The organism is Nitrospirillum viridazoti CBAmc, assembly GCF_000730165.1.
GTDB classification, from domain to species: Bacteria; Pseudomonadota; Alphaproteobacteria; order Azospirillales; family Azospirillaceae; genus Nitrospirillum; species Nitrospirillum viridazoti.
In genome coordinates this window covers 1,630,676-1,654,685 of sequence record NZ_CP022111.1, presented here as the reverse complement: position 1 = coordinate 1,654,685, position 24,010 = coordinate 1,630,676, and the positions used below count along the sequence as shown (strand labels likewise).

General features: G+C 63.9%; 23 protein-coding genes. 11 read left to right on the top strand and 12 right to left on the bottom strand.

Annotation, left to right across the window (positions count from 1 at the left end; genetic code table 11):
- The first annotated feature begins 861 nt into the window (after window positions 1-861).
- From Y958_RS20510 to Y958_RS20495, 4 genes are read left to right on the top strand one after another with little or no spacing between them, the layout of a single operon-like run.
- On the top strand, window positions 862-1,383 hold the full coding sequence (locus tag Y958_RS20510) for a hypothetical protein (protein WP_088873727.1): 522 nt from the start codon (window positions 862-864) through the stop codon (window positions 1,381-1,383).
- Complete coding sequence (locus Y958_RS20505; RefSeq protein WP_088873726.1) at window positions 1,380-3,530, top strand: Mu transposase C-terminal domain-containing protein; 2,151 nt, start codon at window positions 1,380-1,382, stop codon at window positions 3,528-3,530. Before Y958_RS20510 ends, Y958_RS20505 begins: the two co-directional genes overlap by 4 nt.
- 1 nt (window position 3,531) lies before the next feature.
- The gene (locus tag Y958_RS20500) at window positions 3,532-4,515 is read left to right on the top strand and encodes a TniB family NTP-binding protein (protein ID WP_186291371.1); all 984 of its coding nucleotides are present in this window, start codon (window positions 3,532-3,534) and stop codon (window positions 4,513-4,515) included.
- A 2-nt stretch (window positions 4,516-4,517) separates the two neighbouring features.
- Window positions 4,518-6,377: a TniQ family protein gene (locus tag Y958_RS20495; protein ID WP_088873724.1), complete on the top strand. Its 1,860-nt coding sequence runs from the start codon at window positions 4,518-4,520 to the stop codon at window positions 6,375-6,377.
- A 331-nt stretch (window positions 6,378-6,708) separates the two neighbouring features.
- Here Y958_RS20495 and Y958_RS20490 read toward each other — a convergent pair whose 3' ends face one another.
- The 4 genes from Y958_RS20490 to Y958_RS20475 form a co-directional block, all read right to left on the bottom strand.
- The gene (locus Y958_RS20490) at window positions 6,709-7,857 is read right to left on the bottom strand and encodes a beta/alpha barrel domain-containing protein (RefSeq protein WP_186291481.1); all 1,149 of its coding nucleotides are present in this window, start codon (window positions 7,855-7,857) and stop codon (window positions 6,709-6,711) included.
- A gap of 147 nt (window positions 7,858-8,004) precedes the next feature.
- Entirely contained in the window at window positions 8,005-8,463 is a 459-nt protein-coding gene (locus Y958_RS20485) for a periplasmic heavy metal sensor (protein WP_088873722.1), read from the bottom strand.
- Between the two features lie 50 nt (window positions 8,464-8,513).
- Window positions 8,514-9,035 (bottom strand): hypothetical protein, encoded by a 522-nt coding sequence (locus tag Y958_RS20480; protein WP_088873721.1) that lies wholly within the window; start codon window positions 9,033-9,035, stop codon window positions 8,514-8,516.
- Window positions 9,032-9,682 (bottom strand): RNA polymerase sigma factor, encoded by a 651-nt coding sequence (locus Y958_RS20475; protein WP_088874128.1) that lies wholly within the window; start codon window positions 9,680-9,682, stop codon window positions 9,032-9,034. Before Y958_RS20475 ends, Y958_RS20480 begins: the two co-directional genes overlap by 4 nt.
- 485 nt (window positions 9,683-10,167) lie before the next feature.
- On the opposite strand from Y958_RS20475, the gene Y958_RS20470 reads away from it, so the two are divergent.
- The gene (locus Y958_RS20470) at window positions 10,168-11,016 is read left to right on the top strand and encodes a hypothetical protein (protein ID WP_088873720.1); all 849 of its coding nucleotides are present in this window, start codon (window positions 10,168-10,170) and stop codon (window positions 11,014-11,016) included.
- 113 nt (window positions 11,017-11,129) lie between these two features.
- Window positions 11,130-11,891 (top strand): enoyl-CoA hydratase-related protein, encoded by a 762-nt coding sequence (locus Y958_RS20465; RefSeq protein WP_244411121.1) that lies wholly within the window; start codon window positions 11,130-11,132, stop codon window positions 11,889-11,891.
- Here the strand turns inward: Y958_RS20465 and Y958_RS20460 are convergent.
- Genes Y958_RS20460 through Y958_RS20445 form a run of 4 tightly spaced genes read right to left on the bottom strand, consistent with a single transcriptional unit; the run spans window position 11,866 to window position 14,141 of the window.
- Complete coding sequence (locus Y958_RS20460) at window positions 11,866-12,600, bottom strand: DUF1028 domain-containing protein (RefSeq protein ID WP_088873719.1); 735 nt, start codon at window positions 12,598-12,600, stop codon at window positions 11,866-11,868. The two genes, Y958_RS20465 and Y958_RS20460, sit on opposite strands and share 26 nt — an antisense overlap.
- A gap of 5 nt (window positions 12,601-12,605) precedes the next feature.
- Window positions 12,606-13,571 carry an IS481 family transposase gene (locus tag Y958_RS20455; protein ID WP_088873718.1) on the bottom strand — a complete coding sequence of 322 codons (966 nt, stop codon included), beginning with the start codon at window positions 13,569-13,571 and terminating at the stop codon, window positions 12,606-12,608.
- A gap of 25 nt (window positions 13,572-13,596) precedes the next feature.
- Window positions 13,597-13,851 carry a DUF1028 domain-containing protein gene (locus Y958_RS20450; protein ID WP_088874127.1) on the bottom strand — a complete coding sequence of 85 codons (255 nt, stop codon included), beginning with the start codon at window positions 13,849-13,851 and terminating at the stop codon, window positions 13,597-13,599.
- 5 nt (window positions 13,852-13,856) lie between these two features.
- Complete coding sequence (locus tag Y958_RS20445; protein WP_088873717.1) at window positions 13,857-14,141, bottom strand: hypothetical protein; 285 nt, start codon at window positions 14,139-14,141, stop codon at window positions 13,857-13,859.
- A gap of 355 nt (window positions 14,142-14,496) precedes the next feature.
- On the opposite strand from Y958_RS20445, the gene Y958_RS20440 reads away from it, so the two are divergent.
- The 3 genes from Y958_RS20440 to Y958_RS20430 all read left to right on the top strand — a co-directional run bounded on the left by Y958_RS20440 (window position 14,497) and on the right by Y958_RS20430 (window position 16,428).
- Window positions 14,497-15,420, top strand: a complete 924-nt coding sequence (locus Y958_RS20440) for a protein phosphatase CheZ (RefSeq protein WP_145727685.1) — start codon at window positions 14,497-14,499, stop codon at window positions 15,418-15,420.
- A gap of 98 nt (window positions 15,421-15,518) precedes the next feature.
- The gene (locus tag Y958_RS20435) at window positions 15,519-15,980 is read left to right on the top strand and encodes a MarR family winged helix-turn-helix transcriptional regulator (RefSeq protein WP_088873715.1); all 462 of its coding nucleotides are present in this window, start codon (window positions 15,519-15,521) and stop codon (window positions 15,978-15,980) included.
- Window positions 15,981-16,026: 46 nt separating this feature from the next.
- Entirely contained in the window at window positions 16,027-16,428 is a 402-nt protein-coding gene (locus tag Y958_RS20430) for a DUF1398 family protein (RefSeq protein WP_088873714.1), read from the top strand.
- Here the strand turns inward: Y958_RS20430 and Y958_RS20425 are convergent, their stop codons facing one another.
- Complete coding sequence (locus Y958_RS20425; RefSeq protein WP_088873713.1) at window positions 16,429-17,067, bottom strand: FMN-binding negative transcriptional regulator; 639 nt, start codon at window positions 17,065-17,067, stop codon at window positions 16,429-16,431. It lies immediately after the preceding gene.
- A gap of 127 nt (window positions 17,068-17,194) precedes the next feature.
- Between Y958_RS20425 and pdxR the strand changes: the two genes are divergently transcribed.
- Entirely contained in the window at window positions 17,195-18,619 is a 1,425-nt protein-coding gene (pdxR, locus tag Y958_RS20420; protein ID WP_088873712.1) for a MocR-like pyridoxine biosynthesis transcription factor PdxR, read from the top strand.
- Between the two features lie 96 nt (window positions 18,620-18,715).
- Here pdxR and Y958_RS20415 read toward each other — a convergent pair whose 3' ends face one another.
- Window positions 18,716-19,258, bottom strand: coding sequence for a GNAT family N-acetyltransferase (locus Y958_RS20415; RefSeq protein ID WP_088873711.1), 543 nt, complete (start codon window positions 19,256-19,258; stop codon window positions 18,716-18,718).
- Window positions 19,259-19,349: 91 nt separating this feature from the next.
- Between Y958_RS20415 and Y958_RS20410 the strand changes: the two genes are divergently transcribed.
- Complete coding sequence (locus Y958_RS20410) at window positions 19,350-19,694, top strand: MmcQ/YjbR family DNA-binding protein (RefSeq protein ID WP_088873710.1); 345 nt, start codon at window positions 19,350-19,352, stop codon at window positions 19,692-19,694.
- Between the two features lie 30 nt (window positions 19,695-19,724).
- Here the strand turns inward: Y958_RS20410 and Y958_RS20405 are convergent, their stop codons facing one another.
- Both Y958_RS20405 and Y958_RS20400 read right to left on the bottom strand, forming a co-directional pair.
- Window positions 19,725-21,971, bottom strand: coding sequence for an EAL domain-containing response regulator (locus tag Y958_RS20405; protein ID WP_088873709.1), 2,247 nt, complete (start codon window positions 21,969-21,971; stop codon window positions 19,725-19,727).
- On the bottom strand, window positions 21,971-23,779 hold the full coding sequence (locus tag Y958_RS20400) for an ATP-binding protein (RefSeq protein ID WP_186291370.1): 1,809 nt from the start codon (window positions 23,777-23,779) through the stop codon (window positions 21,971-21,973). The genes Y958_RS20405 and Y958_RS20400 overlap by 1 nt, the downstream gene beginning before the upstream one ends.
- Window positions 23,780-24,010: the final 231 nt, after the last annotated feature.

The window sequence follows — 24,010 nt, the reverse complement described above, 5'->3', positions numbered from 1 at the left end:
CTCACCAGCGGCTCAACTGCGCCCGAATTCGACAGGATATAGAATGTCCCGACAACCAGTGACTTGGCTGTTCTTAAGATAAAGACTTTACGCCGAGACTATATCGGAAAAGTTCATTTTGCTTCTTGATGGGAATATCCAAAGTAGGTCTAATGATCGGCAGGCTCCTCACATCCGGTGACGCGCTATGATCGACCACTTAATGTTCCGCCAAGTACATGGCTCATATCTGCGGCCCCAATTTGGACTCGCAATGCGCCAGGGGAACTTCATAAGCGGTGATATAGCCTTCGCCAGCATACGGCTGATAGGCACTTATTTTGCCTCTGCCCGTTAGGCGGCTCAAGCCTGAACCCTGAAAATACACAAGCCCGGATTCGATCGTACCGGCTGGGTCAGGGTTTTATGGCCAATACTAGCCATATCTAACTAAATTTATACACCACCTTGAGGTCACGCGCAACTGTTGCTGATGCACATCTGCGCATATGTAAGTTGCGCCGCTACCCCGGGCCGGAGTACAAAATCATGGCCAGCACGAATGACGCCACGTATTCGACGGAATATTGGCTAATTGTTGCGGCGAATTCAGCAGACATACTCCAAATAATATGACCTGAAACCGACGCCGTGGCGTCAGTTGGTCCTATTCTTGGAATCCACCGAATAAGCGGGGGTATTATGCCTTCGAGCATTTCGTTTTCGGGACCTGATCGAGGTCTCGGGCCTGGAGCTATTCGACTTTCAGAAGCTGATGGTACTCCGCCTAAAGGTTATCGGGCCCGGCAGAGTGGCATTTTCGCGACTAGGAAAGCTGTCGAAGGACAAGCTCGCTGGTACCGCGATATTGACCGCGACTTCATGTACCTGCTCCAGGCAGACCCCTCCGTCATCAGGTTCCAGTCAAGGGCACACGTCGCCCACTATGTCCTCAACGGCAAGCCGACCTCCCACGTTGTCGCATTCATCGTGCAGGCGGAGGCCGCCACCTACGCTGTCGACATCATCGACACGAGACAGAGGCCGAAGGCTCGATATTGCGACATCGACCTCCTGACCACGGCGTATGGCCAGTTGGGGATCGACTATCGCTGCCTCGACGACCGGTTCGTCCACCTCGAACCCAGGTTCAAAAACGCGGTCGAACTGAACCGGTGGAAAAGCGCGGCCTTAAACCTGGCCAGCGAGCTTTCCGTCATCGAGGCGATATCCAACGGCGCTGACACCGTGGGCAAGGTCATCCAGGCCATCGGCGCCACTGAGGTCGCGGGCCTGGCCCACGTCTACGGGTTAGCCCTCAAAGGCAAGCTGCGGCTCAGCATGGGGCAGCCCTTATCCGCCAACACGTCAGTTTGCCTTGTCACGGGGAAGAAAGCGCTATGAGCAGCATTGCCCTCTTCCGCGACCAGTACCTGCGCATCGAAGGGCGAATGGTTGCTTTCGAGCGCCGTGACGCATGCCGCAACCTGGTGTTCCTTGATGTCGCCAACAGCTCCCCTTTCGTGGTTCGCGAAGACGAGCTGCTGGACCTGATGGCGAGGGGACAAGCGTATCGCGTCGGCGGTGCTGAAGAACGCGCCTTCAAGGAAGGCCGCAAGAGCGACCTGACATCGCTGGCCCAGCTCCAAGTCGATGAAGACCTGAAGGCCCGGACCCTGCGCCGAGTGACCTACGTCCAGGCTTGGGAAAGGAGTGGGCTGAAAACCCGGAAGCGGCAGGAACTCGTCCCTGTCATCGAAGCCACGGCCGCCGTGCTGAACGACCGTCACCCTCCTCAACCGGGCACGCTCCAGAGTTGGATCACCGAATGGGAGAAAAGCGGGCGCGATTTCCAGGCCTTGATGGACCGCATTGCCCAGCGCGGGCGCCGCGGCTCACAGCAGAAGCTCGATGCGCAGAACCTGTTTGACGAAACGGTCGAGGGCCTCTTCCTGAATTCAATGCAGTACGACGTGAGCAACGTCTACAGACAGGTCCGCGACGTGTTCACGCGCCGCAATCGGCTGACCGGCGACACGTGGGTGCCGAGCTACTCCACCGTCTACCGGAAAATCAAAACCTACGACCGATACGTGGCCACCGCGAACCGGAAAGGTGTCGCTGTGGCAGACCGGATTTATCGGCCGAAGACCGGACATGTCTCGACTGAGCGCCACCACGAGCGCACTGAACTGGATCTGCTCAAGACCGACTTAATCGTGGTCGACAAGGATGGAAATCCCATCGACCGTCCCGTCGTCATTATCGCTTACGACCATTTCAGCAGGATGCCGGTTGGCCGCTACATCGGCTTCGAGCAATCTGTCGCTGCTGCCATCGAATGCATCCATCACGCGACCTACCCAAAAACGTATGTGAAGGAAAAGTACCCTGACATCAAAGGGGCGTGGCCGTGCTGGGGGCTGTCCGAAAATTACTTCGCGGACCTGGGGAGCCAGTTCGTCGCCAATGACTTCTCGGCGATGCTCAAGCTGCTTGGTTGCAACATCACCTTCGCGGCCCGCGAGACGCCCAACGACAAGGCGGCAATCGAACGATTCTTCGGCACCTTCACCCGCAGCCTGGTCCGCTACATCCCGGGTCGAACCTTCGAAGACTTTTATCGGCGGCGGAACGAAGAAGCCGTCGAAATGCAGCCTGTCGTTACGCTGGAGGAGCTGGACTACCTGGTCCATCGCTGGATTATCGACGTCTATTCCCAACAGTTCCACACCGGAATCAACGACGCGCCTCATCGCCGGTGGCTGGAAAGCGTGGCGCGGCACCACATTATTCCGCTGCCCGAACCGGAGGTGTTGAAAGCGGCGTTCTGTCTGACAACGCATCGGCGGCTGTTCGATTACGGCGTCAGGATCAACAACCTGATCTACAACGGGCCGGAAATCGCGAGCATTCGCGCCAGCCCCGCCTTTAACCCCGGCGGCACGGTGATGTGCAAGATCGACCCTAAAGACCTGGGAGCCATCCAGGTCTACGACCCCGGCCGAGAGCGCTTCGTTACCGTCCAACAATCACCCGGTTCCCGGCGGATGTTCGACGCGCGCGGTGTGACACTCGTGCAGCAGACCCTGGCCCTGAAACTCATCAAGGCCCGACCGGAAAAATATAGCGAGGACAACGTCGCGGCAGCCCACGCCGACCTACAGCGGTACATCCAAGACAAGCATGTCCCCAAAGACCGAAAGGTTCGACGGCTGAAAGCTGCTTATGGCGTCCCTAAGCACCAGATCCCCAGTCCCATCAATCCGGCGCTAAGCGACCTTTCCATTTCGGACGCATTGGAGCACCTGCCGGACTCGGTTCTTGCTGGGGAATTCACCATTCCGGACGAGGACGACAACATCGGCCAGGACTTCACTGCTTCCGCGCCAACACCGGAAGTCTTGGAACTACTCCCGTCCCCGACCGAACCCGTCGCATCGGATTTATCGGCCTCGGGGACCAACTCGTCAGCTTCCAGCGCAGCAAGGTTTGCAGAGATGGCTCGCCGTATGGGGGTCACCGGTCGGGGTGGAAACAAGGATGTCTAACATGGATCGTGAAGAGCGACTTGAACGCTTCAGAAACATTGTAAAAATCGCTATCGACCTGCCTAAACAGGCTCAAATCAAGCAGTGGATTCGCAACGCAATAGACATTGGTTGTTGCGGTAAGGAAGCCCGGTCGTTGACGTTGCTGGGGCCTACGGGTACCGGCAAGTCTACCCTCCTCAAGGAGATTGTCGACGAGTACCCGGCTGAACAGCGGGATCGCTATCTCTATCACCCGGTCCTATATGTTGAGATTCCTCCTCAATCGACGCTGAAGGCCTTGGCCATCGCGATCTTAAAAGCGCTGGGCGATGTTCCCTCGAATCGCAGCGTGTCCGAGTACACCCATATTGTTACCCGGACGCTGGCCAGAGCGGCGCCTAAACTCCTCATCCTCGACGAGATCCAGCACATCGTCAGCGCGGGTAACAAGCGAGCCAACGCGTATGCTTCAGGCGACCTAATCAAATCCATCCTGAACGCCGCTGTCTGTCCGGTGATTCTCGCGGGTCAGCCCGAGGGAGCCGAGGTCGTCGATACAAATTCCCAGTCGGAGCGTCGGAATGGATGGTCTGAACGTCTGGAGCCCTTCGATTGGTTCAAACAGGCGGACCGGGATATCTACCAATCTTTCCTCTACATGTATGAAGAACGCATGGGCCTCCCAGCGCCGTCGAACCTGTTCGACGATGACATGGCATTTCGCCTTTGGATCGCTTCTGACGGCTTAATTGGAAAAACCACCAAATGGCTCCAAATGGCGGCGGAAATGGCGCTGGTTGAACGCAGCTCTCCATTGCCCTGCCTAAGCCAGGAACTCCTCGCTGAAGCCTTCGAAAGGGGACAGGTCAGGGCAGAGCGCCGACAGCCCAATCCGTTCCGGTCCGATAAGCATTCCCTGAAGGTGCTGCCCGCGCCCACCACGGAGAAACTCAGCCTCCCCCGGCCGCGTAAAACCGATCAGGCGCTGAAGGAACTGCTGTAGCCATGTTCAAATTGATTTTCCCGCTAGTGCCCTACGTTGATGAAGGGTTCCTTGGTTTCGTCGCCAGGTCTGCTGAAGAGAACTTCAGGCCCACCCCTTGGGCCGTGCTGACATATGTAGCTCCGCGCCTCATGGCGGCCCGCGCCTTCATGCTGTCGGATACCGACATGGAGCCCCTTCGCCACCTCCTGTCGATGACGCCTGACGAGCTGGAACGCATGTCCTACCGCGCAGCCGATACCCGACACGTGCGCCTCCTCGGGCACACGCTGCCGAAGGAACTCGTCTCCCTCATCTGGCGGAAATGCTGCCCGTTGTGCCTGGCTGAAGCCCCTTATCATCGCGCTGTCTGGGACTTCGTGTTCATGGTGGCCTGCCCCCATCACAACGTCATGCTGGTCGACCGGTGTGCCGAGTGCAGGGGGCCACTCAACTGGCTGACCAGCAAGTTGACCCACTGCGTGCATTGCGGTGCCGACTACCGCGTCATCGACCCCGAGCCTGCCCCTGACGACATTGAAGGCCTGAAAGCGGTTGTTTCACTCCTCGAAGGTAAGCCCCCGCCGGAAGGGCTGGCAGGCATGGATGTCGGCTGCCTGCTGAAGACCATCTACATGCTGGGCCAATGCGTCCACGACACCTTGTTGAATGTCGCGGCGGTCAAAATCGGTCGGCATCATCCCGAACGAGTCCTTGCCTACCTGAACATCGGCTGGCAGGCCTGCGCGGACTGGCCCCATTCCTTCTACCGCCATATCGATTGGCTTCGGCAGGGGGCGGCTGATCGTCAGGACCAGCACGAGCGGATGTACCGCGACATCGGCGTTACCGCTAAATGGATCCTGAAACAGGATAAGGATCCTGCCTTCAGGCCCATTACCGGCACCTTCAGCCAGTATGTCGCCGGTGATGTCACGCTGGTAACCAAAGCCAGGGCCGTCGTCCGCGCGCGCCGTGCCAATCCATCGCGGTCCTTCTTCCTTCCCCAGGAGGCTATTCGCCTCCTGGGGACCTCAATGCCTCGACTCATGCGTCTGGCCGAGGAACGCGACATGTTCTTGGTCAAGGGAACGGGCAAAGGCTTCGGTTCTCGGCTCGACCCCCAGAAGGTTTTGGACATCCAAGCCGAGGTCGAGCGGTACATTGATGGCAAGGCCGCCAGGGCCATGCTGGGGGTCAATGATCGGACCCTTGGGCAGATGGAGGACGCCGGTCTTCTCACCGTGGCATCCGAGCCCATCGCCACCACATTCTTTAAGCACCCGCTTCTCAGGGCAGAAGTCCAGGATCTCCTGGACGCCGTCAACCGCCTGGAACTGACGGAACTGCCGTTGCCGCTGGGCAAAGACATGATCACGACGGCCAACCTCATCAGACGCATGCCGATGAGTTATGACGACCGGAACGCCGCGACGGTATATCGCGCTGTCGTCGAGGGAACCTTGCTTCCAGCCGGGAGGCTGGCGGGATCCCGGGGATTTACCAATCTGGTTTTCACCATCGACGCGGTGAAGAAGTTGGCGGTGAAGCTTCGCCAGGACGTTCTGGCCGTTTCCGACATTGCGGCCAAGCTGAACGTTCAGACCAAGTCGGTTCGACTTTGGGTGCAAAACGACATCCTGAAATCCAGGGACAAGGTCGGACGCGTCACCCGCCGTGCCAAGGTCTTGAACAAGGATTTCCGCGACTTTTCTGGAAGGTACATGCTCGCCAGAGACGTTGCGGCCCAGCGCGGTTTAGATGTCAAATCAGTCAACTCGACGCTTCTGTACAGCGGAGCACGACCGATTTCCGGTCCCTCCGTCGATGGCGGCGAGATGTATCTTTATGAGCGCAGTGATATCGACCGGATCATCGGATAGATAAATCGGCGCGAGGTGCGCGACATATCTCTCCGAATCAAGTCCCTCGGCCACTCCAATAAGGGGCCGGGCCAACGACACAGCCGACACGAATCCGGCGTTCTATGACAAAGACCGGCCTGAATCCGGCATTCCATGAAAAGGAATCCGGAATTCTATGAAAAGCCCCCCAGGTTTCCTGAGGCTCTCAGACGTCCAAGATCCGGATTTCCATGAAAAGGGATGAAAGTCAAAGGCGTTAAGTAACGTCCCCGCATCATGTCGAGAACGCCCCCGGGCGGCCTTTCCCGAGTGACGGAAAGGCCGCCCGGGGGCTTTCCTGCTTGGGGAATTAGCGTTTCAGTAAGAACTCGCGTCCCATCTTCACCCGGGCCACGCCATCATAGGCGACAATGTCGGCAGTGGCATAGGTTTCCCCCCAATGTTCGGGCAGGAAGCTGCCGGTGCCCACCACGTCGATGGGCGCCTGGGCATCGGCCATGACCCGGCACTTGGCGGGGCTGAAACCGCTTGAGGCGACGATGCGCACCTTGGTGAAACCAGCTTGGTCCAGGTTCTCGCGTACCCAGTGCAGACCGGCGGCGGAAACGCCGGCGCCGATCAGATAGCGCAGCTCGGTTTCATCCCGGTATCCCCGGATGCTGTCCGGCGCGCGGCGCTCCAACACTGCGTAGCTTTGCGGAGGATCCAAGCCCTCGACGAAGCGTCCGCCGGGTGTGTCCAGTCGGACCGACAGCTTGCCCGTAGCGGCCAGCTCAGGAAAACGTCGGCACACCGCGAGCGTGTCGCTGACCTCACGGCCGAAATAATCAACCAGCACGGTCATCGCTTCGCCGGGAAAGGTATCGTGGTAAAGCTCGGCCGCCTTGACGGTGGAACCGGCGTAGCCGATCAGGGCGTGCGGCATGGTGCCGAAGCCGTGGGTTTGACCGAAATAATGGGCGGTGGCATCTGTGGCGTTGCCGATGAAGCCAATGGCGCCGACCTTGCGCTTGGCCCGTTTTGAGCCGACGCTGGCGGCATAGGCCATCAGGTCGGCCATTTCGGTACCGGCGCAATGGCGGGCGTCCATGGCCAGAAAGGCGGATTTGGGCAGGCCTGCGCTCATTACGAAGGCGTTATGAGCGGCCACACAAGCTGGGCCCAGCTTCATCAAGAATAGAGTCTCTAACTCTGCGAGCTGTGAGAAGGGCCCAGTGATCCACATCATGGGTTCGCCAGCACCTATCCACTGCCCTTCGTGGTAGCGGACCTCGATTTCCGGCGTGAAGCCACGGGCCGCCGCCACCGATTTGAGCCAGTCCAGCGCCAGCCGGGGGGCGAACACAACGGGCCGCCGCATGAAAACGGCGTAGGTGACGGGAACGTCGCCGTGCCGCTCCACGATGGTACGGGTGCGCTTGAAATAGACGTCGGTCCATCGACCAACGGCGTCCGCGGGGGGCCAGGCCTGAGTGGTTTCCCCCGGGGGCGTTGCCATGACGGCGCTGAGCGCCATCACTTCCTTTTTATCCTCGGCCATGTGGCCATCCTTCCGTCGTCCTCAGGACATGCGCTGGGGGATCATAGACGATGGTCGGTGGGCCTGGGCAAGCCGCGTTATAGGTGGAGTTGGAACCGCGCCCCCTTACTGCGGCTTGTCGGAGTTGGCGGAAGGTGGTGTCTGGCCGTAGGCGCGGGCATAAGCGCCCAGCGCGGTCTCGTGCACATTCTGCTGAATTTCAGCGATCAAACCGCGCACACGGGCGAAGGCCGCATTGGCGGCCGCGGCATCGAAGGGCTGCGCTTTCAACTGCTGCACCGCCTCGCGGCGAGCATCCCGCAGTTGTTGCAGTTGGATCTGCGACAGATCCTGGCGGGCCGCGATGGCATCCTTCAGAAAGGGCAGCACTTGCTCCGGCGCGTTCTTCACGAACAGGTCATAGGGGCCCGGGCGGGTGTTGTTATTGGGGTTGGCGTCACCACGGGTAACATTCACCCGGCCGAGCAGGCGGACGCCATCCAGGCGCTGACCCACGACCATGCCCGCGACCAACAGATTGATCGAGACGGAGATGGCCAGCAGGACGATCACCAGCTTGGACAAGGTGGGGCTTCCAGGGGAAGTGCCCGGGTCGGAATGCGCACGCCCCTCGGTCACTGTCCAATCTCCGTGTCGATTTCAGTCATGGCCTTCATGTATTCGGTCGTGGCGGAGGTTCGCGAGTCGCTGGATGGCAGAGCAAGGGGGGAAACGCCATGCACCCCCAATACGATGCCGACCACGGCCGCCGCCAGTCCGGATACCAGGGCGGCGGGAATACCGCCCGCCCAGACCGCGCGACTTCCGCTGGCGAAGGCCGGGGTTCGGCCGGGCAGTCCCGCTCGCGGGGGTAGCAACCTACGGTCTGTGATGCGGGTAGCGGGCCGCCCCCCGGTCGCGGCGTTGGGGATGGCCAGAATGGCGCGGCGCAGCTCGGCGCTGGCCCGGTCAAGGGGCATGGCCGTCAGTGCCTGTTCGGCCAAGCCGGCTTGGGTCAGCACGACCCGCGCCGCATCCGATTGGGCCAGCAGACTAGCCGCCCTGGGGCGGTCCGCCACCGGCCACAATTCTGGGTCCGGGCCGTGCAGGTCGACCAGATCCTCGAATTCCGCGATCGTCATCATGCCGTCCATCATCGCGGCCCTCCCGTTCGTGAGCGTCGACCGTCCTGGGCATCGGACGGCGCCAGGGGCGCCAATGTCGCCCGCAAGGCGCGGCGGGCCCGCACCAACAGGGTTTCCAGTGCGCCAACACTTACTTCCATGGCGGCAGCGGCTTCGGCGTTGCTCAGGCCGGCATCATAACACAAGGAAATGGCAGCCCGTTGCCGCTCGGGCAGATCATCGACCGCCCGCGCCACCAGCCGACCGAGTTCCGAGCGTTCCACCAGGGCGACGGCGTCAAGGGATGGGTCCACCGGTTCGGGCACGTTTTCAAGCGTGTCGTGTACCGGCCGGCGTTTGCGATCCAGGCACAGGTTCACGGTGATTCGGTAGAACCACGTGGAAAAGCGGGCCTCGGCCGGGCGGAAACGCTCAGCATGTTGCCACAAGCGCAGGAAGGCTTCCTGCGCTACGTCTTCCGCATCGGCCGCCCCACCCAAGACGCGGCGCGCCAGCGTGACCGTCCGGTCCAAATGCCGATCCGTCAGCACCCGGAAGGCTTGCGCGTCGCCCTGGGCAACCCGGCCGACCAGGTATTCATCACTGCTGGTGGCCAGGTTCTGGCCATCGCTCCGCTGCACAGGGTCGCCTCTGCCGTCCCGGGTGAAGGGCCGTCCCATCAGGCCGCCCACCGGCGTAGTTAGACCAATCGCGGCCTTTGCGCCAGAGAGGCCATAGGCGTAGCCCGGCCCGCCGGATGAGGGCACAGCTGTGATGGTCGAACTGCAGGAAGGGAAAGATGGGGACATGGGCGACAGCATCCCTTACGGATTTTGCCTGTTTAGGTTGTGCGGCAGCAAACGGTAGAGGGCAGTTCAAGTGGCGGTGCCACCTGAAAAGCTGCCTACGTCTGTGACACAAACTTGGCTATGGTACGTCAGGCTGTCGGGCAACCCTGCGCTATCTAGGGGTGCGACAGAACGGACAGGCGGCGGTCAATGTCATTTTGTATGCCTACTCGCGAAAGTGGTGCGCGCTATTAGTTAATCAATGTGATCAGATATGATACCTTTCCCGCGCATGAAGATTACCGCGCGAAGCGTCGCGGACGGGTGAGGTGGAGAACGGACAGGGACGGGGCGGTAGGGGCGGACGGACTGCTGTCATGAGCTTGGCGGAGCGGGAACGGAAGACCAAGGGCGTCATCTTCGGACGCAGCCTCAACCACCGGCCGGAGCCGGTGGCGGGGGAAAGCGTTGCCTCGCCCCTTCGCCTGACCGACGTGGAATATTTCACCCTGCCGCAGAAATCCTGGCGGGACCAGTTACGCCTGTTCTTGCAGGCCAGCGGCCTGTCCACCATCCCCATGATGACCCGGCTGCGTTGGCAGGCGCACGACACCATCGAGTGGCTGCAGGCTTCTCTGCTCGGCAAGGGGCGGGCCAAGCGCGTCGCCATCACGCATCCCGTGCAGCTGCTGCCCGCGATGGAATTCCTGATGGGCTTGCCGCCGGATCTGGATGTGGAACGGCGTATGATCCAGACCCTGGTGGGGCGTGCGCTGATCGATTATCGCAAGCGCATCAGCCAGGAGCGGGAAAAGCCGCTACTGTTTGCTCGCGAGGCATCGAACTATTTCTACGCCGGATTCAAAGATCAACAACTGATCTCAAAAGTTTCTGCCCCAAGCGAGCAGTTCTTTATCGTTCAACGCATCTATAATAATTACTATTACTTCAGGCTATTCTATATATGCTCAATCATTTCGCGGGAGCCGGCGGAGGGGGCGAACAAACTGTTTTCCAAATTCATGCGGTCATCTTTTTTCCTGTCGACAGTGCAGGATGATGGCACGCTGGCCGCCAAGCCCTCCTACCGCTCCCTGCCACCCAAGGACCACGTGGTCTATCTGGCCAAGCGCGACAATGCCCTGCAGGCGCGGTTGCGCGAGGACTCGGGCCTGCGTACGGAACTGCAGTCTGTCCTGCGCTATTTCCGTCCCTTAAGGGGCTAAGGCCATTGCCTGGGCCGGTTGATCCCGGCCACTATGCCCCGGCGGCTGATTTAACACCGGTGGACAGGATGGGTGAGGAGGCTCCAGGCTTTAGCCTGTCGGTACAGGAGGGGGTGGCCACCCTAACGGTGGACCGCCCGGACAAGCACAACGCGCTGTCGCTGGAGATGTGGCTGGCCCTGCCCGGCCTCGTGCATGGGCTGGAGACCGATCCCGAGGTACGGGTGGTGGTACTGACCGGTGCCGGTGGCACCGCGTTTTCCGCTGGGGCCGATATTGCCGAATTCGCCGGGCTTTTTGCCACGGCCGAAGGCGTCACCCGTTTCAACGCCGCAGTGCGATCCGCCAACTTGGCGCTGGAGCGCTGCCCGAAGCCCACCATCGCCATGGTGCAGGGGCTATGCGTGGGTGGCGGCTGCGGCTTGGCGCTGCATTGCGATCTGCGCTTCGCCGGGGCCGGCGCCCGCTTCGGCATCACCCCGGCCAAGCTGGGGTTCGTCTACCCGTTCGAAGACACGAGGCGCCTGGTCGACCATGTCGGGCCCGCTCGCGCCAAGGATCTGCTGTTCAGCGGCCGGATGATCCGCGCGGAGGAGGCGATGGCCATCGGCCTGGTGGACCGGGTGGTGGAGGATGCCGCGCTGGCGGACGCGGTGCGCGAATACGCGGCGACCCTGTGCGGCCTATCGCAATTCTCCATCCAGGCGGCCAAGCGCATCATCCAGGCCGTCCAGGATGGCGCCACGGCGGTCACCGATGCCGGTGCCGCCACTTTCCTGGAAGAGGCTGCCCGCAACGTGGATTTCGAGGAGGGACGCCAGGCCTTCCTGGCCAAGCGCCGGCCTACCTTCACTTGGCGGGGGTGGGCGCGCTAGACGCGTCAACCGGGGATGCCAGGTCGCGATATGCGGGATCGGCGGCTTCCTGCCGGCCCCAAACCGGATTGGCCGCGGCCATGCGCGCCAGATAATCGCGCACGGCGGCGGCATCGCCCAGCACCAGTGCCACCCGGGCGGCGCGGCGCCACACCCGATCCCAGCCATGGGCCAATTGGGCCGCTTCGGCGAGGGCTTTCCGCGCCCCGGCCGTGTCGCCCTTGCGGGCCGCCCTGTCGGCGCGAATCACCGCTTGCCAGGCATGGTGGCGTTCCACCAGGGCGCGCAAGTCAGGCAAGGGCTGGGTGCTGGCGTCCACGCGGTAATCCAAATCCAGGGGGAAGCCGTCGCGCGTACGCACCACCAAGGCGGCGGACAGCTTGCCGATGCTCTGGCTACCCGCCGCCTGGCCAGCCTCCAGCGCCGCCAGCAGCCTATCCTCCAACCCGCCCCCCGTGGCCTTGTAGGCATCCTCCATGGCCGTAAGCACGGCGGGGCCCGCCAAACCGTTGCCCTGCACGGCATAACCCGGCCCGCGCCTGTCACCAGCGTAAGCGGCTGCCGCCGCGTCGCGCCCGGTGAAGACGGCGGTGCGTCCTTGGGCGTCGACCAAGGCCACCTGGCGGGCTTCCACCCCCTCACCATCGAAATCACCATCCTCCCGCAGCAGGATGGCCAGTGCATCGGCCGGGGCATGGCCGGCGGCCATCAGGGCTAGGTGTTCGGTCCCAGGGATTGATGGTGCGGGTTTAGCCTGAACCGCTGGGGTTCAGCTGTCCATGATTTGCAGATGAATTCCCAGGGCGTCAGGCCTCGAAGCGTCTTGAGGCGCCTTGCAAAGTTGTAGGCGCCGACGAAGGCATTCAGATGCTGCTCGAACTGTTCATGGCTGTCGTAGTGGTAGCGTTTGACCGTAGCTTCCTTGATGGTTCGGTTCATGCGCTCGACCTGGCCGTTGGTCCAGGGATGTTTGATCTTGGTAAGCCGGTGTTCGATGCCATTCTCCTGGCACCGCCTGTCGAACATGTGCGTCACGTACCGGGCTGTCGGGCCATCGGCATATCGTGGCGGGAAGGTGAACTGGATCCCGTTGTCGGTCAGTACCGTGTGGATCGTGTAGGGGACAGCACCGATCAAGGCGACCAGGAAGGCGGAAGCGGATGAGCGCCCCGTCTTCCTGGCTATCTGCACGAAAGCAAATTTGCTTGTCCGATCAATGGCAACGTAAAGGTACAGCTTGCCTTCGGCTGTCCTGATCTCGGCGATATCGATGTGGAAATAGCCGATCGGGTAGGCTTTGAACTTCCGCTTGGCAGGCTTGTCGCCTTCCACCTCCGGCAGCCTGCTGATGCCGTGTCGCTGAAGACATCGGTGTAGGGAAGATCGGGTCAGATGGGGAATGGTCGGTTGCAGGGCATAGAGGCAGTCATCCAGTGGCAATAATGTATGGCGGCGGAAAGCGACGATTACCGCTTCCTCTTCCAGAGTCAGGACAGTGGATCTGGCTTCCCTTGGGCCAGTTGGCTGGTCCATCACATCATGCCGCCCCCGCCACTTGGCGACCGTCTTCTGATTGACCCCGTACCGGCTGGCCAGGGCCCTCAAGCTCTCTTGACTATGTTGTATCGCTCGACGCACTGCCTCTGTCGTGCGGGCGCTGCCGTGAAGTATCTGGCCCATAGTGCATCCCTCCATTCCTGTGAGGTCATTGCACCATCAATCCCTGGGACCGAACAGCTAGGCCCTTGGGGCCCATGGCCGGGTTGGTCTCGAACTGTGTGACGACGGCGCCGACACCGGCTTGGGCGTAGTCCACGCTGGCCCCCACCGCCAGGTTGTTGGTAGCGACGGCCACGCCGCAGCGGTCTCGGTCGCAGGCGATAATGGAGAAGGTGGCGCCCGCGAGTGCCGTCGTGGCCAGCAGGCCGGTCAGGGCCAGGGGGACCAACCACCACCGCATGGGCATCAGCGCACCAGGAAGCAGGTGCGGCCCTGGCAGCGGACATAAACCGCCAAGTCCTTCCCGTTCTGGCAGGTAATCTTGTAGACGATGTCGGGATTGTTGCCGACGAAGCGCTGCACCGCCTCCACTTTGTTAGGCTTGCAACTGGCCTCCAGCGCCACCGATTTGGCTTCCGCCTCCGATTCCGCCCCCAGCGCGCCGCTGCCGGCCCCCATCACCACGCCGGCCAGCACCAGGGCGACCAGCTGTCTTGCGTGATGGGGAAAGGTGTGGGGCAAGGTCCGCATCTGTCACTCATCTTAGAAATGGGCGTCCTGTATAGGGTCAACGGTACCACTGGCGGCTGGGTACCGTCACCAGGGCAGGGGAGCGCGTGCGGCACCAGCTAGGATGTTGCTTATACAGGAAGGGGCAGTCACTTTATTTCCGCAGAGGTAGGGGTCGAGACAAACGTGGCGGCTTTTATCACAAATGTGATGAGAACTACCCACATTGCGTAAGGTAAAACTCATCTGAAATACATACGTCTACGGAGGAAGCCTATATTGACGGAAAAGTCATGCCTATGAGGAACTTAAGCTTGAGCACCATAAGCCGGGGCAGGCCGGCCGTGTGGCATATTTGCGAGAGGGCGTTATGGGCATGCAGACGACCCGGGGTTCCGGCCTGACGCTGGATGAATACCGGCAGATGGAGGAATCCCTGCTGGCCACGGCCAAGGGCCGGGATTTTTTCTATGAGGTTCAGCGCCGCGCCCGGTCGGTGGAAACCGATGAGCTACGGCGCACCATTGCCAGTGTCCAGCGATTGATCGCGGCCTCCCGCAATGACCATGCGCCGGCTCCGGCCGGGGGCCAGCTGGGCAATCCTGAGATCGCCTTCCTCAAGGCGGAGGTGGAGGCCATGGCCAACACCATCCGCTTGGTGAAGCGTGAAATCGCGGCCATCAAGCCCAGCGATCCTAAGGCCGACCGCATCAGCGCCGCCACCTCGGAGCTGGACGCCATCGTTACCGCGACGGAGGAGGCGACCAATCGCATCCTGACCACGGTGGAACGCATGACCGGCGCCCTGCGTCGTCTACGCCCGGGCCGCATGGTCGACGGTCAGTTGCTGACGGCGCTGGAGAACGCCTGCATGGACGTGATGATGGCCTGCTCCTTCCAGGACATCTGCGGCCAACGCACCGCCAAGGTGGTGAACACCTTGAGCTATATCGAGGAACGGGTGGGCGTGATCACCGGCCTTTGGCGCACCCTGCCGCAGGCCTCGACCGCCCCCGCTATGCCGCCGGCGGATGCCCCGCGCGAGGTGCTGCTGCCGTACAAACATGACGACGCCCGGCCCGATGCTCATCTTCTGCATGGGCCCGCCCTACAGGCGCCGTCGCAGACCACCATCGATGCCCTGTTCAGTGCCGTTTCGCCCGCGCAGCCGGTGGCGGCGAAGCCGGCCGCGCCGGTGAAGGACATGGTCATCCCCAGCACCACCGGCCTGTCGGCCGACGCCTTGCGCACCCAGCAGGAAATCGACGCGTTGTTCGAGGGCCGCACTGAAGCCAAATAAGCCCGCCTCGGTTCGCGCGGGAATGTGTTGACCGGGAAGGCGTTGACAAGCAAACGCCAGCCATTTAGTTTCCTAGTCAACAATTTGAGCCGGTCAGCATGCCCCCGGGCGATACCCCATCGGACCTCCACGCCCACCTCGGCTATTGGCTGAGGATGGTGTCCAACGCTGTTTCCCAAAGCTTCGCTCGCGCGGTGGAGGCCCGGGGGGTGACGGTGGCCGAGTGGGTCCTCTTGCGGGTGCTATATGACGTGGAGAGGCTGGCGCCATCCGTGTTGGCGGAACGGATGGGCATGACCAAGGGGGCCATCTCCAAACTGGCTGACCGTCTGGTTGAAAAGGGCCTCGTCCGGCGTGAGGCCAATCTGGAGGATAGGCGCGGCCAGACCCTGGCCCTCGAACCGGCGGCCCGATCGCTGGTGCCCCTGCTGGCCGAACTGGCGGACCGGAACGATGCCGCCTTCTTCAACGGGCTCTTGCCCAATGAACGGGCACAGCTGAAAGGGCTGCTCCACAAAATCGCCTCTAAGCATGAGTTGAACACCGCGCCCATCGACTGACCGCCGGGCGGATTCCAACCTTCACTCCAGCGAAAGGACGGCGCCCATGAATGCGCAACGGATCGCCATTGCTCAAAGATGCTTCGCCGCAGCCTATGACAAGTCGATGGATTTCCCGGACATCGTGGCATTGCTCATCCAGTCCGGCTTTGAGGGATATACTGTCGATTACCGCCGCAACACAGCCACCTATTTCCTGCCGGACGGCGATAGCGTGGCGCTGGAAGGCCATCCCACGGACGATCAGGTCGCAGCCCGCTTTGACGCGGCCGCTGTGGCGTCACTGATCAAATGGGCGCAAGCCTGTCCGTCCGATTATTCCTATACGGCCTTCTGCAGGAGGGCGAAGGCCGCCGGGTGCGCCGGCTACATCGTCTCCTTCTCCGGTCGGCGCGTGCTGTACTTCGGGCGCACCGCGGAAACCCATGTGGAGCATTTTCCCCAATAGTCAGGGCACCCCTGCACCACCCGCCCGCACCAGGGCGGCAACGCCGGCGGCCCCATCCCGGGCCAGCCCGTTCGCCGTGCCGTCGCGGTCGGCGGCGGGGCGGTTCTGACTCATCTTCCACTTGCCCTCGATGCTTGTGAGCATCAGGCGAAAGCCGACGATGCCGCGCAGTTGCGCCTGGATGAAATCGGCGGGCGCGTCAGCGACCGTCCAGGGCGCGGTGCGGGACCCCTCATGCCGGTCGGTCAGGCCGCCCACCAGGTCCAGCAGGGCGTCTGCGTCCTCGAAGAAGGTGATGGGCCCCCGGGCGTGGATGGTGGCGTAGTTCCAGGTGGGCACCACCTTGCCGGTTTCTGCCTTGGTGGCGTACCAGGAGGGGGTGATATAGGCATCGGGCCCCATGAAAATGGCCAGCGCCGGGCTGCCCGCCGGTGTCTCCCGCCATTGCGGGTTGGCCTTGGCGACATGTCCATAGAGCGTGCCGTAAGGTCCCTCATCCGCGCGCAGCAGCAGGGGTAGGGGGCTGGCCTGGGGTATGCCGTCCGCCCCCACCGTGACTAGGTTGGCCAAGCCGATGGCCGTCATGGCTTGGTGCAGCACGGGCAAGCGGTCTTCCTTGAAATGTGTCGGACGGTACATGGCGGCTGGCTTTCCATGCTACGAATGATGGCGCAGTTTCCCGCCAAACTGGATTGTCCCATAGCGCCAATTATCACGTTTTGATAAGTCCAGTAGGCCCGTTCCGGTATGAGGGATTGCGCCGTCCATGTCCGCCATCGCTCCCCTCTGGAACAGCCTGATGCTGGACCGGCAGGCGTCCACGTCGCTGCAGGACCAGATCGTCGCCTATTTCCGCGATGCCGCCCTGTCCGGCCGCCTGCCTGCCGGCACGCGGCTGCCGTCCAGCCGGGAACTGGCACGCGACCAGGGGCTGGCCCGCATCACTGTTGTCCAGGCGTATGATCGACTGGTGGCCGAGGGCTATGTGCAGGGCCGTGTCGGGGCCGGGATGTACGTGGCCGAGGGGGTGGCCACGATCGCACCCCGTGCCGTGCCCGGCACCCCGGCATCCGGCAGTCCCACAGCGCCGACGGCGCCCCCCATGCCCCTGGCGGTCGGCATCCCCGCCCTGGACCAGTTCCCCTGGGCCGATTGGGCCAAGGCGGGGATGGCGGCCCAGCGCGGACGTCCGGCGCACCTGCTGGCCTATGGGCACCCCAGCGGCACGGCGGAGCTGCGTGCCGCCATCGCCGATTATGTTGCCGTGGCCCGCGGCATCGCGTGCACCCCCGGCCAGGTCATTATCGTCAGCGGTGCCCAGCAGGGCATCGACCTGGTGGCCCGCACCCTGCTGTCTCCCGGTGACGCCGTCTGGTTCGAGGAGCCGGGCTATGTCGCCGGCCGGTCAGCCCTGGCGGCGGCGGGGCTGGAGATTGTGCCCGTGCCGGTGGATGGCGACGGTATGGATGTGGCCGCCGGCTTGGCCGCCCGGCCTGGCGCACGCCTGGCCCTGGTCGCCCCAACCCACCAATATCCCTTGGGCGCAACCCTCAGCCTCGGGCGCCGCCTGGCGCTGCTTGATTGGGCCGAAAGGGCCAATGCTTGGGTGCTAGAGGACGATTACGATGGGGAATATCGCTACGGCGGCCGGCCGCTGACGCCGCTGCATACCCTGGACGGCGGGCGGCGGGTCCTCTATCTGGGGACCTTCAGCAAGGTTCTGGCCCCGGGCCTGCGCCTGGGCTACCTCATCGTGCCACCGGCCCTGGCGGACCGGTTCGCCAATGCGAAGTGGATGCAGGACCGGGGGGCGCCGGGCCTCACGCAACAGATCCTGGCGCGCTTCATCACCCAGGGTCGCCTAGCCGCTCACGTGCGGCGCATGCGCCCCCTCTATCGCGCCCGGCGCCAGGCCCTGATGGCGGCCCTGGCTGAGCACGCCGCCGATGTGCTGAATGCTGCCGGCAATCCCGAGGCCGGCCTGCATCTGGTGACGCGGTTGCGAGTGCCGGGCGACGACGCTGCCATCGCGAAGGCCGTCCTGGCGCGGGGCGTCAAGGCGGCGGCCCTCTCCCCCTATTACCACGGATCCGCACCCGCCGGCGGCTTCGTCCTGGGCTTCGCCGGCACGGCGGAGGCGGCGATGGCTCCCGCCGTACGCATCCTGGCGGCGGCGATCCGGCAGGGCTAGAGCCGCCTGCGTAAAACCAGACGCAGCCGGCTCTCGCTGAGTCTGTCTGCGAGCAGCTTCACGCCCAAAGGTGATTCCACCTCTGGGCGATCTGCTCTAAGCCCCCAACTCCTTGCGCATGGGCACGAACGCGATGGTCTGCCCGTTGGGCAGGGGGTGGAGCACCTCGCCCGTGGGGTGGAAGCCCAGGGCGCGGTAGAGCGGGACGCCGGGTAGGGTGCCCATCAGTTCCAGCGCCTGAAAGCCCGCCGCCCGCGCTTCCGCCTCGCAAGCTTCCAGCAGGGCGCGGCCAATGCCCTGGCGCGCGCGCTGGGGATGGACGAAAAAGGCGCGGATGCGGGCGGGGTCGCGGGCCGGGTCCAGCATCTGCGGGCTACGATCCGGGCGGGCATCCCCGCCGAACAGGGTCATGCGCCGGCTCCACCCGCCGCAGCCGACGAAGAGGCCGTCCGCCTCCTCCGCCACGAAATAGGTCTGATCATGGATCAGGTCGCTGTCCACGCCGAAGGCGCCGGCCAGCGCGCCCTCCACCATCTCGGGCGTGTAGTGGTCCCCGCTCAGGCCCCGGGCGGAGGCCTGGATCAAGGCCTGCAACGCCGGCTTGTCCGCCAATGTCGCCTTGCGCAAGGTGTAGGCCACGGTGTCCCTCTCCCATCTTCGATCCATGCCTTAAGCTGTTGATGATACACTGGCATCACCGCCTGTCCCGTCGCTTTGGGGAATTGCCGCCATGACGCCAGACGATTTCCGCCGCATCGCGCGCTCGCTGGCGGGGGTGGAGGAAGGCGCGCACATGGGCCATGCCGATTTTCGCGTGGGTAACCGCATCTTCGCCACGCTTGATCAAAACGAGGGGGACGGGCGCGGTATGGTCCAGCTGGCAGTGGAGGAGCAAGAGATGAGGGTGGCAGCGGCCCCGGCCGTATTCCAACCGGTTCCCGGCGGCTGGGGACGGGGTGGCGCCACCCATGTGGCCTTGGCGGCAGCGGATGAGGCCACGCTGACCGGCGCTTTGACGGCTGCCTGGCGTCTGGCGATGGCCCTGGGGCCGACACGGCCCAGAAAAAGGGGATAATTGGCCGACGAGGGCGCGCAAGAAGACGGCTTAGTCCTTAACCTCTGGCGCGTCCTGCTTCAGCCACCAGATGGCCAGCTCCTCCGCCGGCAGGCCGGGGCTGTAGAGGAAGCCTTGGGCTACGGGCACGCCCAGGGCGCGCAGCCGTTCGGCCTGGTCCTCCGTCTCCACGCCCTCGGCCACGACCTTGGCGTCGATGACCGCCGCCACCTGGATGATGGCGCGCACCAGCATGTCCGACTTGGCGTCCCGGTTCATGCCTTGGACGAAGCGTCGGTCTATCTTCACCGTCGTGGCCGGCAGGCGGTTGAGGTAGCTCAGCGATGAATAGCCGGTGCCGAAATCGTCCAGAGCCACGCCGAAGCCCCGGTCCCGCAGGCCCTGGATATGGTCGAACGTGCGCGCGTCATCGCCGACGAAGACGGACTCGGTTATCTCCATCTCGATGCCCTCGGCGGCGGCCTCCTGCGCCAACAGCACGCCGTCGATGCCTTGCAGGAAATCCGCCTGCTGCACCTGCAAGGCGCAGACGTTGACAGCGACCGGGATGTCCAATCCCTCCGTCCGCCAGGCGCGGCGCTGGCGTATGGCCATCTCTAGCACCTGCAGCCCCATGGGCAGCACCAGGCCGCTGGCCTCCGCCAGATCCAGGAACTGGGCCGGCATAAGTAGGCCATGCCGGGGGGATTGCCAGCGCACCAGCGCCTCCACCCCTACCGGCCGGCCGGTCATTAGGTCCAGCTTGGGCTGGTAGTGCAGCACCAGTTCGCGGTTACGCAGGGCGGCACGGAATTCGGCCAGCAGGGCCAAGCCGGCATGGTTGCGCCGCTCCAGCTCCAGATTGAAGGCAATCAGCCGGCCACGGGCGCGCAACTTCGCATCCTTCAAGGCCAATGACGCCTGCTGCACCAGCAGGTCACCGGCCGGCTGGCCGTCAGGGCCACCGGTCGCGCCGGTGACGGTGAACGTGCAGCCGCTGGTGGCCGACAGGCTGGCGTGGCGGCCGGCGACGTCGAATCCCGTCTCGAACGCCACCTCCAGCCGGCTTTCCAGCAGGGCCAGCGACAGGTCCGCCTGCGCGGGGGCGGGCAGGGCGAGGGCGAAGCGGTCACCGCCGAAGCGGCTGACGGCCACGGCTTCGGGGAAATTGGCTACCAAACGGTGCCCAACAGCGCGCAGCAGGGCGTCCGCCACCTGGAAGCCCAGGCGCGCGTTGATGAAGTGGAACTGGTCCAGGTCCAGCAGGATGACCACCAGGTTCTGGCCGGACGCCGCCCGGTCCAACGCCGCAATGAAGCCGGCCCGGTTGGGCAGGGCGGTCAGGGGGTCGGTGAAGGCGACGGACCGCAGGTGCTCGAACAGGGTCGCCGTTTCGAAGCCCAGCGCCACATTGATGGTGAACAGGCGCACCAGGTCGCGCTTCTGCTCGTCCACCGGCGTGGGGGTGGACATGTAGATGGCCGCCGGGTGGGCGCTGCCCGATTGCAGGTACAGGATGTCGCCGCCCCGGCTCTTGAACCCCTCGCGGCGGGAAAACGCCTCCAGCAAGGCGGCCTCGATCTCCATATTGCCCAGGCTGGCCAGGGGCTTGCGGATGTGGCCGGCGAAGCGGCCGGCGGCGGCCACGATGACAGGGCCATCCACCGTGCCCTGGGCGCACAACAGGCCCTCGGGCTCTATGCCCATCTGGGCCGCCAGCTGGATCAGGACGCCGGCGCTGAACTCGTTCAGGCTGCGCTCGCTGAACAGGTCGGCGGAGGCCTTGATCACCTGCTCAAGTCCCCGGCGATGCCGGTCCAGGGCCACGATCTGCTCATAGGACCTGAGGGCGGTGATGATGCTGGAGGCGAGGCGGGTGACCGTCAGCTCGGTCTTGGCCTTGTAATCGTTGATGTCGTATTGGCGGATGACCTCCAGCTCCGGGGCATAGCCCGGCTGGCCCGTGCGCAGCACGATGCGCACCTGGTCGTTGCGCAATTCCTCCCGGATGCGGCGCACCAGATCCAGGCCGGCGCGTTCATCCTCCATCACCACGTCCAGCAGCACGACGGCGATGTCGGGCGTGCCGGCCAGGTACTCGAACGCTTCCCAGGCGGTGTAGCAGCTGTCCAGCGTCAGCAGCCGGCCACGGAAGTCCATACCCTCCAATGCCAGGCGGGTGGCCAGGTGCACCTGCTCGTCATCGTCGACAACCAGGATGCGCCAGCCCGGTCCGCTTTGCCGGGCGGTCCCCCGGTCGTCCTCGATATGGATCAGGGCCTCAGCCGGGTTCGCCATCAGCCGGGCTCTCCCGGTGAGGACGACGGCTCGTCGTCGGCGTTGTGGGGCGCCATCAGGGGCACCGTCAGCGTTACGGTCGTTCCCTTACCGGGCGTGGAGGCCACAGCGATGGCCCCGCCCAGGATACCCGTGACGATGTTGTAGACGATATGCATGCCCAGGCCTGATCCCCCCTGGCCCATCTTGGTGGTGAAAAACGGTTCGAACAAGCGTCGCCGCACATCTTCGCCCATCCCGGCACCGTTGTCCTGCACGCGCAGGGTTACATCCCGCGCGCTGCGGCTGGCCTCTATGCGCAGCAACTGCCCGGTGGTCTGGCGTTCCCGCGCCGGCAGGGCCGCGTCGAAGGCGTGGAGTTCCGCGTTCTGGATCAGGTTGGTCAGCACCTGACCCAGGGGGCCGGGGTAGCTGTCCAGGTCGATGCCATCCGGGATGGCGGTCTCCACCCTGTAAGAGGCGCGCCGCAGCATGGGGCCCAGTGTGGTCAGGGTATCGGAGACCATTTCGCCCAGGTTGAAACGGCGGCGCTGGGAACTGGCGCGGTCCACCGCCACCTGCTTAAAGTGCTGCACCAGGGTGGTCGCGCGGTCCAGGTTGCGCTCCAGCAGGTCGGTGCTGTCACGCGCCACACGGGCGAAGCGGTCCACCGTGCTCTGCCGCAGCTGCCCGGCCTCGATGGCCGCCAGAAAGCGCTTGGTCTCCAGCGCCAGGGTGCTGCTGGCGCTGACGGCCACGCCCAGAGGGGAGTTCACCTCGTGCGCCACACCGGCGACCAGGGACCCCAGGGCGGCCAGCTTCTCCGATTCCACCAACTGGTCCTGCAGCTGGCGCAGCGTGGCCAGGTTGGTCTCCGCCTCGGTCTTGGCGGCGGACAGGGACTGCGCCTCATTGGTGCGGGTGGCGATCAACCGGTCACGCTCCGCGCTTTTGTCACGCAGCACGGCCAGGGCTGCGGCCAAGCCGGCGATTTCGTCCCGCCGGTCGGTGCAGGGCAGGGGATGGCCGTAATGGCCTTGGGCGAAGGCCTCGGTGGCCAGGGTCATGGCCTGGATGGGGGCCGCGATGGTACGGATGGCCAGCCAGGCCAGGCCGGCGCCCGTCACCACCGCCAGGCCGATGGCTGACCACAGCAGCGCACGCGTGGCGGCATAGATGGCGTTGCCCTCGCGCGCCGTGGCCCGACCCTGGTTCACGTTGAAGGCCAGGTCGCGCAGGATGGCGTCGGTCGCCTGAGTATCGGCGTCGCGCAGCGGCCCGTTGTAAAGGGCGATGGCCTGGTCCCGGTCATGCTCCCGCACCAGGTCGCGCAGACGCATCTGGTACTGCTGTCCGGCGGCCCAGGCCTGGTCGAAGGCGTTCAGGCGCTGCTCGTCCTCCGTGTTCATCACGATATATTGCTGATAGTCGCGGCGCGCGATCTCCACATCCTGGTTGCGCTGGTCCAGCGCCTGCAGGCTGCGTTCCAGGTCGGCCTCAGGGGCGAACAACAGCCGTGCCTCCGCCAGGCGATGGCTCTTGATGGCCGAGATCATCTGCCCGTTCACCGCCGTGCTGGGCAGCCAGTTGTCCCGGATGACGGCCGCCTTGTCGTTGAGCGCGCCCAGCCGGTCCATGGCCAGCCCGCCCACCAGCGCTACGCCCAGGGTTAGCAGGCCAAAGGCCAGCAGAAGGCGCAGCCGCAAGGTCAACCCGCCGGCGGTACGCGCGATCCGGTTGGACAAATCGGCCGGGGGCAGGAGCGGGGCGGTGGCGACCATTTCCGCCGTTCCCATTTCAAGCGACCGGGGGCCGGAGGACTGTGCCATGAGCCATGCTTCCGCTTGCGATCCGCCGTCGGGCCAATCCCGGCATCTGGGCCTTACATGTCCGGGCGGCAACCGCTGCCCAGGCGGTGCCCCGGCCGGGAAAAGGCACGTCATCGCCTAAGCTTAACGTCTGCCATCGGCGGTGGACAGGGGCCTGGCTCTATCCTCCGGTACAGGACGGCGGCGGGCAAGGGTGCGAAAGAGGGGGCGGGGCGCGCTCAGCGCAAAAGA

What these genes read in the sequence shown, in the direction of transcription:
- Y958_RS20400 (WP_186291370.1), bottom strand. Translation starts at nt 23,779, where the DNA reads ATGGCACAGTCCTCCGGCCCCCGGTCGCTTGAAATGGGAACGGCGGAA.
- Y958_RS20450 (WP_088874127.1), bottom strand. Translation starts at nt 13,851, where the DNA reads ATGCGGTGGTGGTTGGTCCCCCTGGCCCTGACCGGCCTGCTGGCCACG.
- pdxR (WP_088873712.1), top strand. Translation starts at nt 17,195, where the DNA reads ATGTCCGCCATCGCTCCCCTCTGGAACAGCCTGATGCTGGACCGGCAG.
- Y958_RS20430 (WP_088873714.1), top strand. Translation starts at nt 16,027, where the DNA reads ATGAATGCGCAACGGATCGCCATTGCTCAAAGATGCTTCGCCGCAGCC.
- Y958_RS20425 (WP_088873713.1), bottom strand. Translation starts at nt 17,067, where the DNA reads ATGTACCGTCCGACACATTTCAAGGAAGACCGCTTGCCCGTGCTGCAC.
- Y958_RS20495 (WP_088873724.1), top strand. Translation starts at nt 4,518, where the DNA reads ATGTTCAAATTGATTTTCCCGCTAGTGCCCTACGTTGATGAAGGGTTC.
- Y958_RS20505 (WP_088873726.1), top strand. Translation starts at nt 1,380, where the DNA reads ATGAGCAGCATTGCCCTCTTCCGCGACCAGTACCTGCGCATCGAAGGG.
- Y958_RS20445 (WP_088873717.1), bottom strand. Translation starts at nt 14,141, where the DNA reads ATGCGGACCTTGCCCCACACCTTTCCCCATCACGCAAGACAGCTGGTC.
- Y958_RS20475 (WP_088874128.1), bottom strand. Translation starts at nt 9,682, where the DNA reads ATGGGACGGCCCTTCACCCGGGACGGCAGAGGCGACCCTGTGCAGCGG.
- Y958_RS20440 (WP_145727685.1), top strand. Translation starts at nt 14,497, where the DNA reads ATGCAGACGACCCGGGGTTCCGGCCTGACGCTGGATGAATACCGGCAG.
- Y958_RS20510 (WP_088873727.1), top strand. Translation starts at nt 862, where the DNA reads ATGTACCTGCTCCAGGCAGACCCCTCCGTCATCAGGTTCCAGTCAAGG.
- Y958_RS20500 (WP_186291371.1), top strand. Translation starts at nt 3,532, where the DNA reads ATGGATCGTGAAGAGCGACTTGAACGCTTCAGAAACATTGTAAAAATC.
- Y958_RS20490 (WP_186291481.1), bottom strand. Translation starts at nt 7,857, where the DNA reads ATGGCAACGCCCCCGGGGGAAACCACTCAGGCCTGGCCCCCCGCGGAC.
- Y958_RS20435 (WP_088873715.1), top strand. Translation starts at nt 15,519, where the DNA reads ATGCCCCCGGGCGATACCCCATCGGACCTCCACGCCCACCTCGGCTAT.
- Y958_RS20410 (WP_088873710.1), top strand. Translation starts at nt 19,350, where the DNA reads ATGACGCCAGACGATTTCCGCCGCATCGCGCGCTCGCTGGCGGGGGTG.
- Y958_RS20480 (WP_088873721.1), bottom strand. Translation starts at nt 9,035, where the DNA reads ATGATGGACGGCATGATGACGATCGCGGAATTCGAGGATCTGGTCGAC.
- Y958_RS20455 (WP_088873718.1), bottom strand. Translation starts at nt 13,571, where the DNA reads ATGGGCCAGATACTTCACGGCAGCGCCCGCACGACAGAGGCAGTGCGT.
- Y958_RS20405 (WP_088873709.1), bottom strand. Translation starts at nt 21,971, where the DNA reads ATGGCGAACCCGGCTGAGGCCCTGATCCATATCGAGGACGACCGGGGG.
- Y958_RS20470 (WP_088873720.1), top strand. Translation starts at nt 10,168, where the DNA reads ATGAGCTTGGCGGAGCGGGAACGGAAGACCAAGGGCGTCATCTTCGGA.
- Y958_RS20460 (WP_088873719.1), bottom strand. Translation starts at nt 12,600, where the DNA reads ATGGCCGCCGGCCATGCCCCGGCCGATGCACTGGCCATCCTGCTGCGG.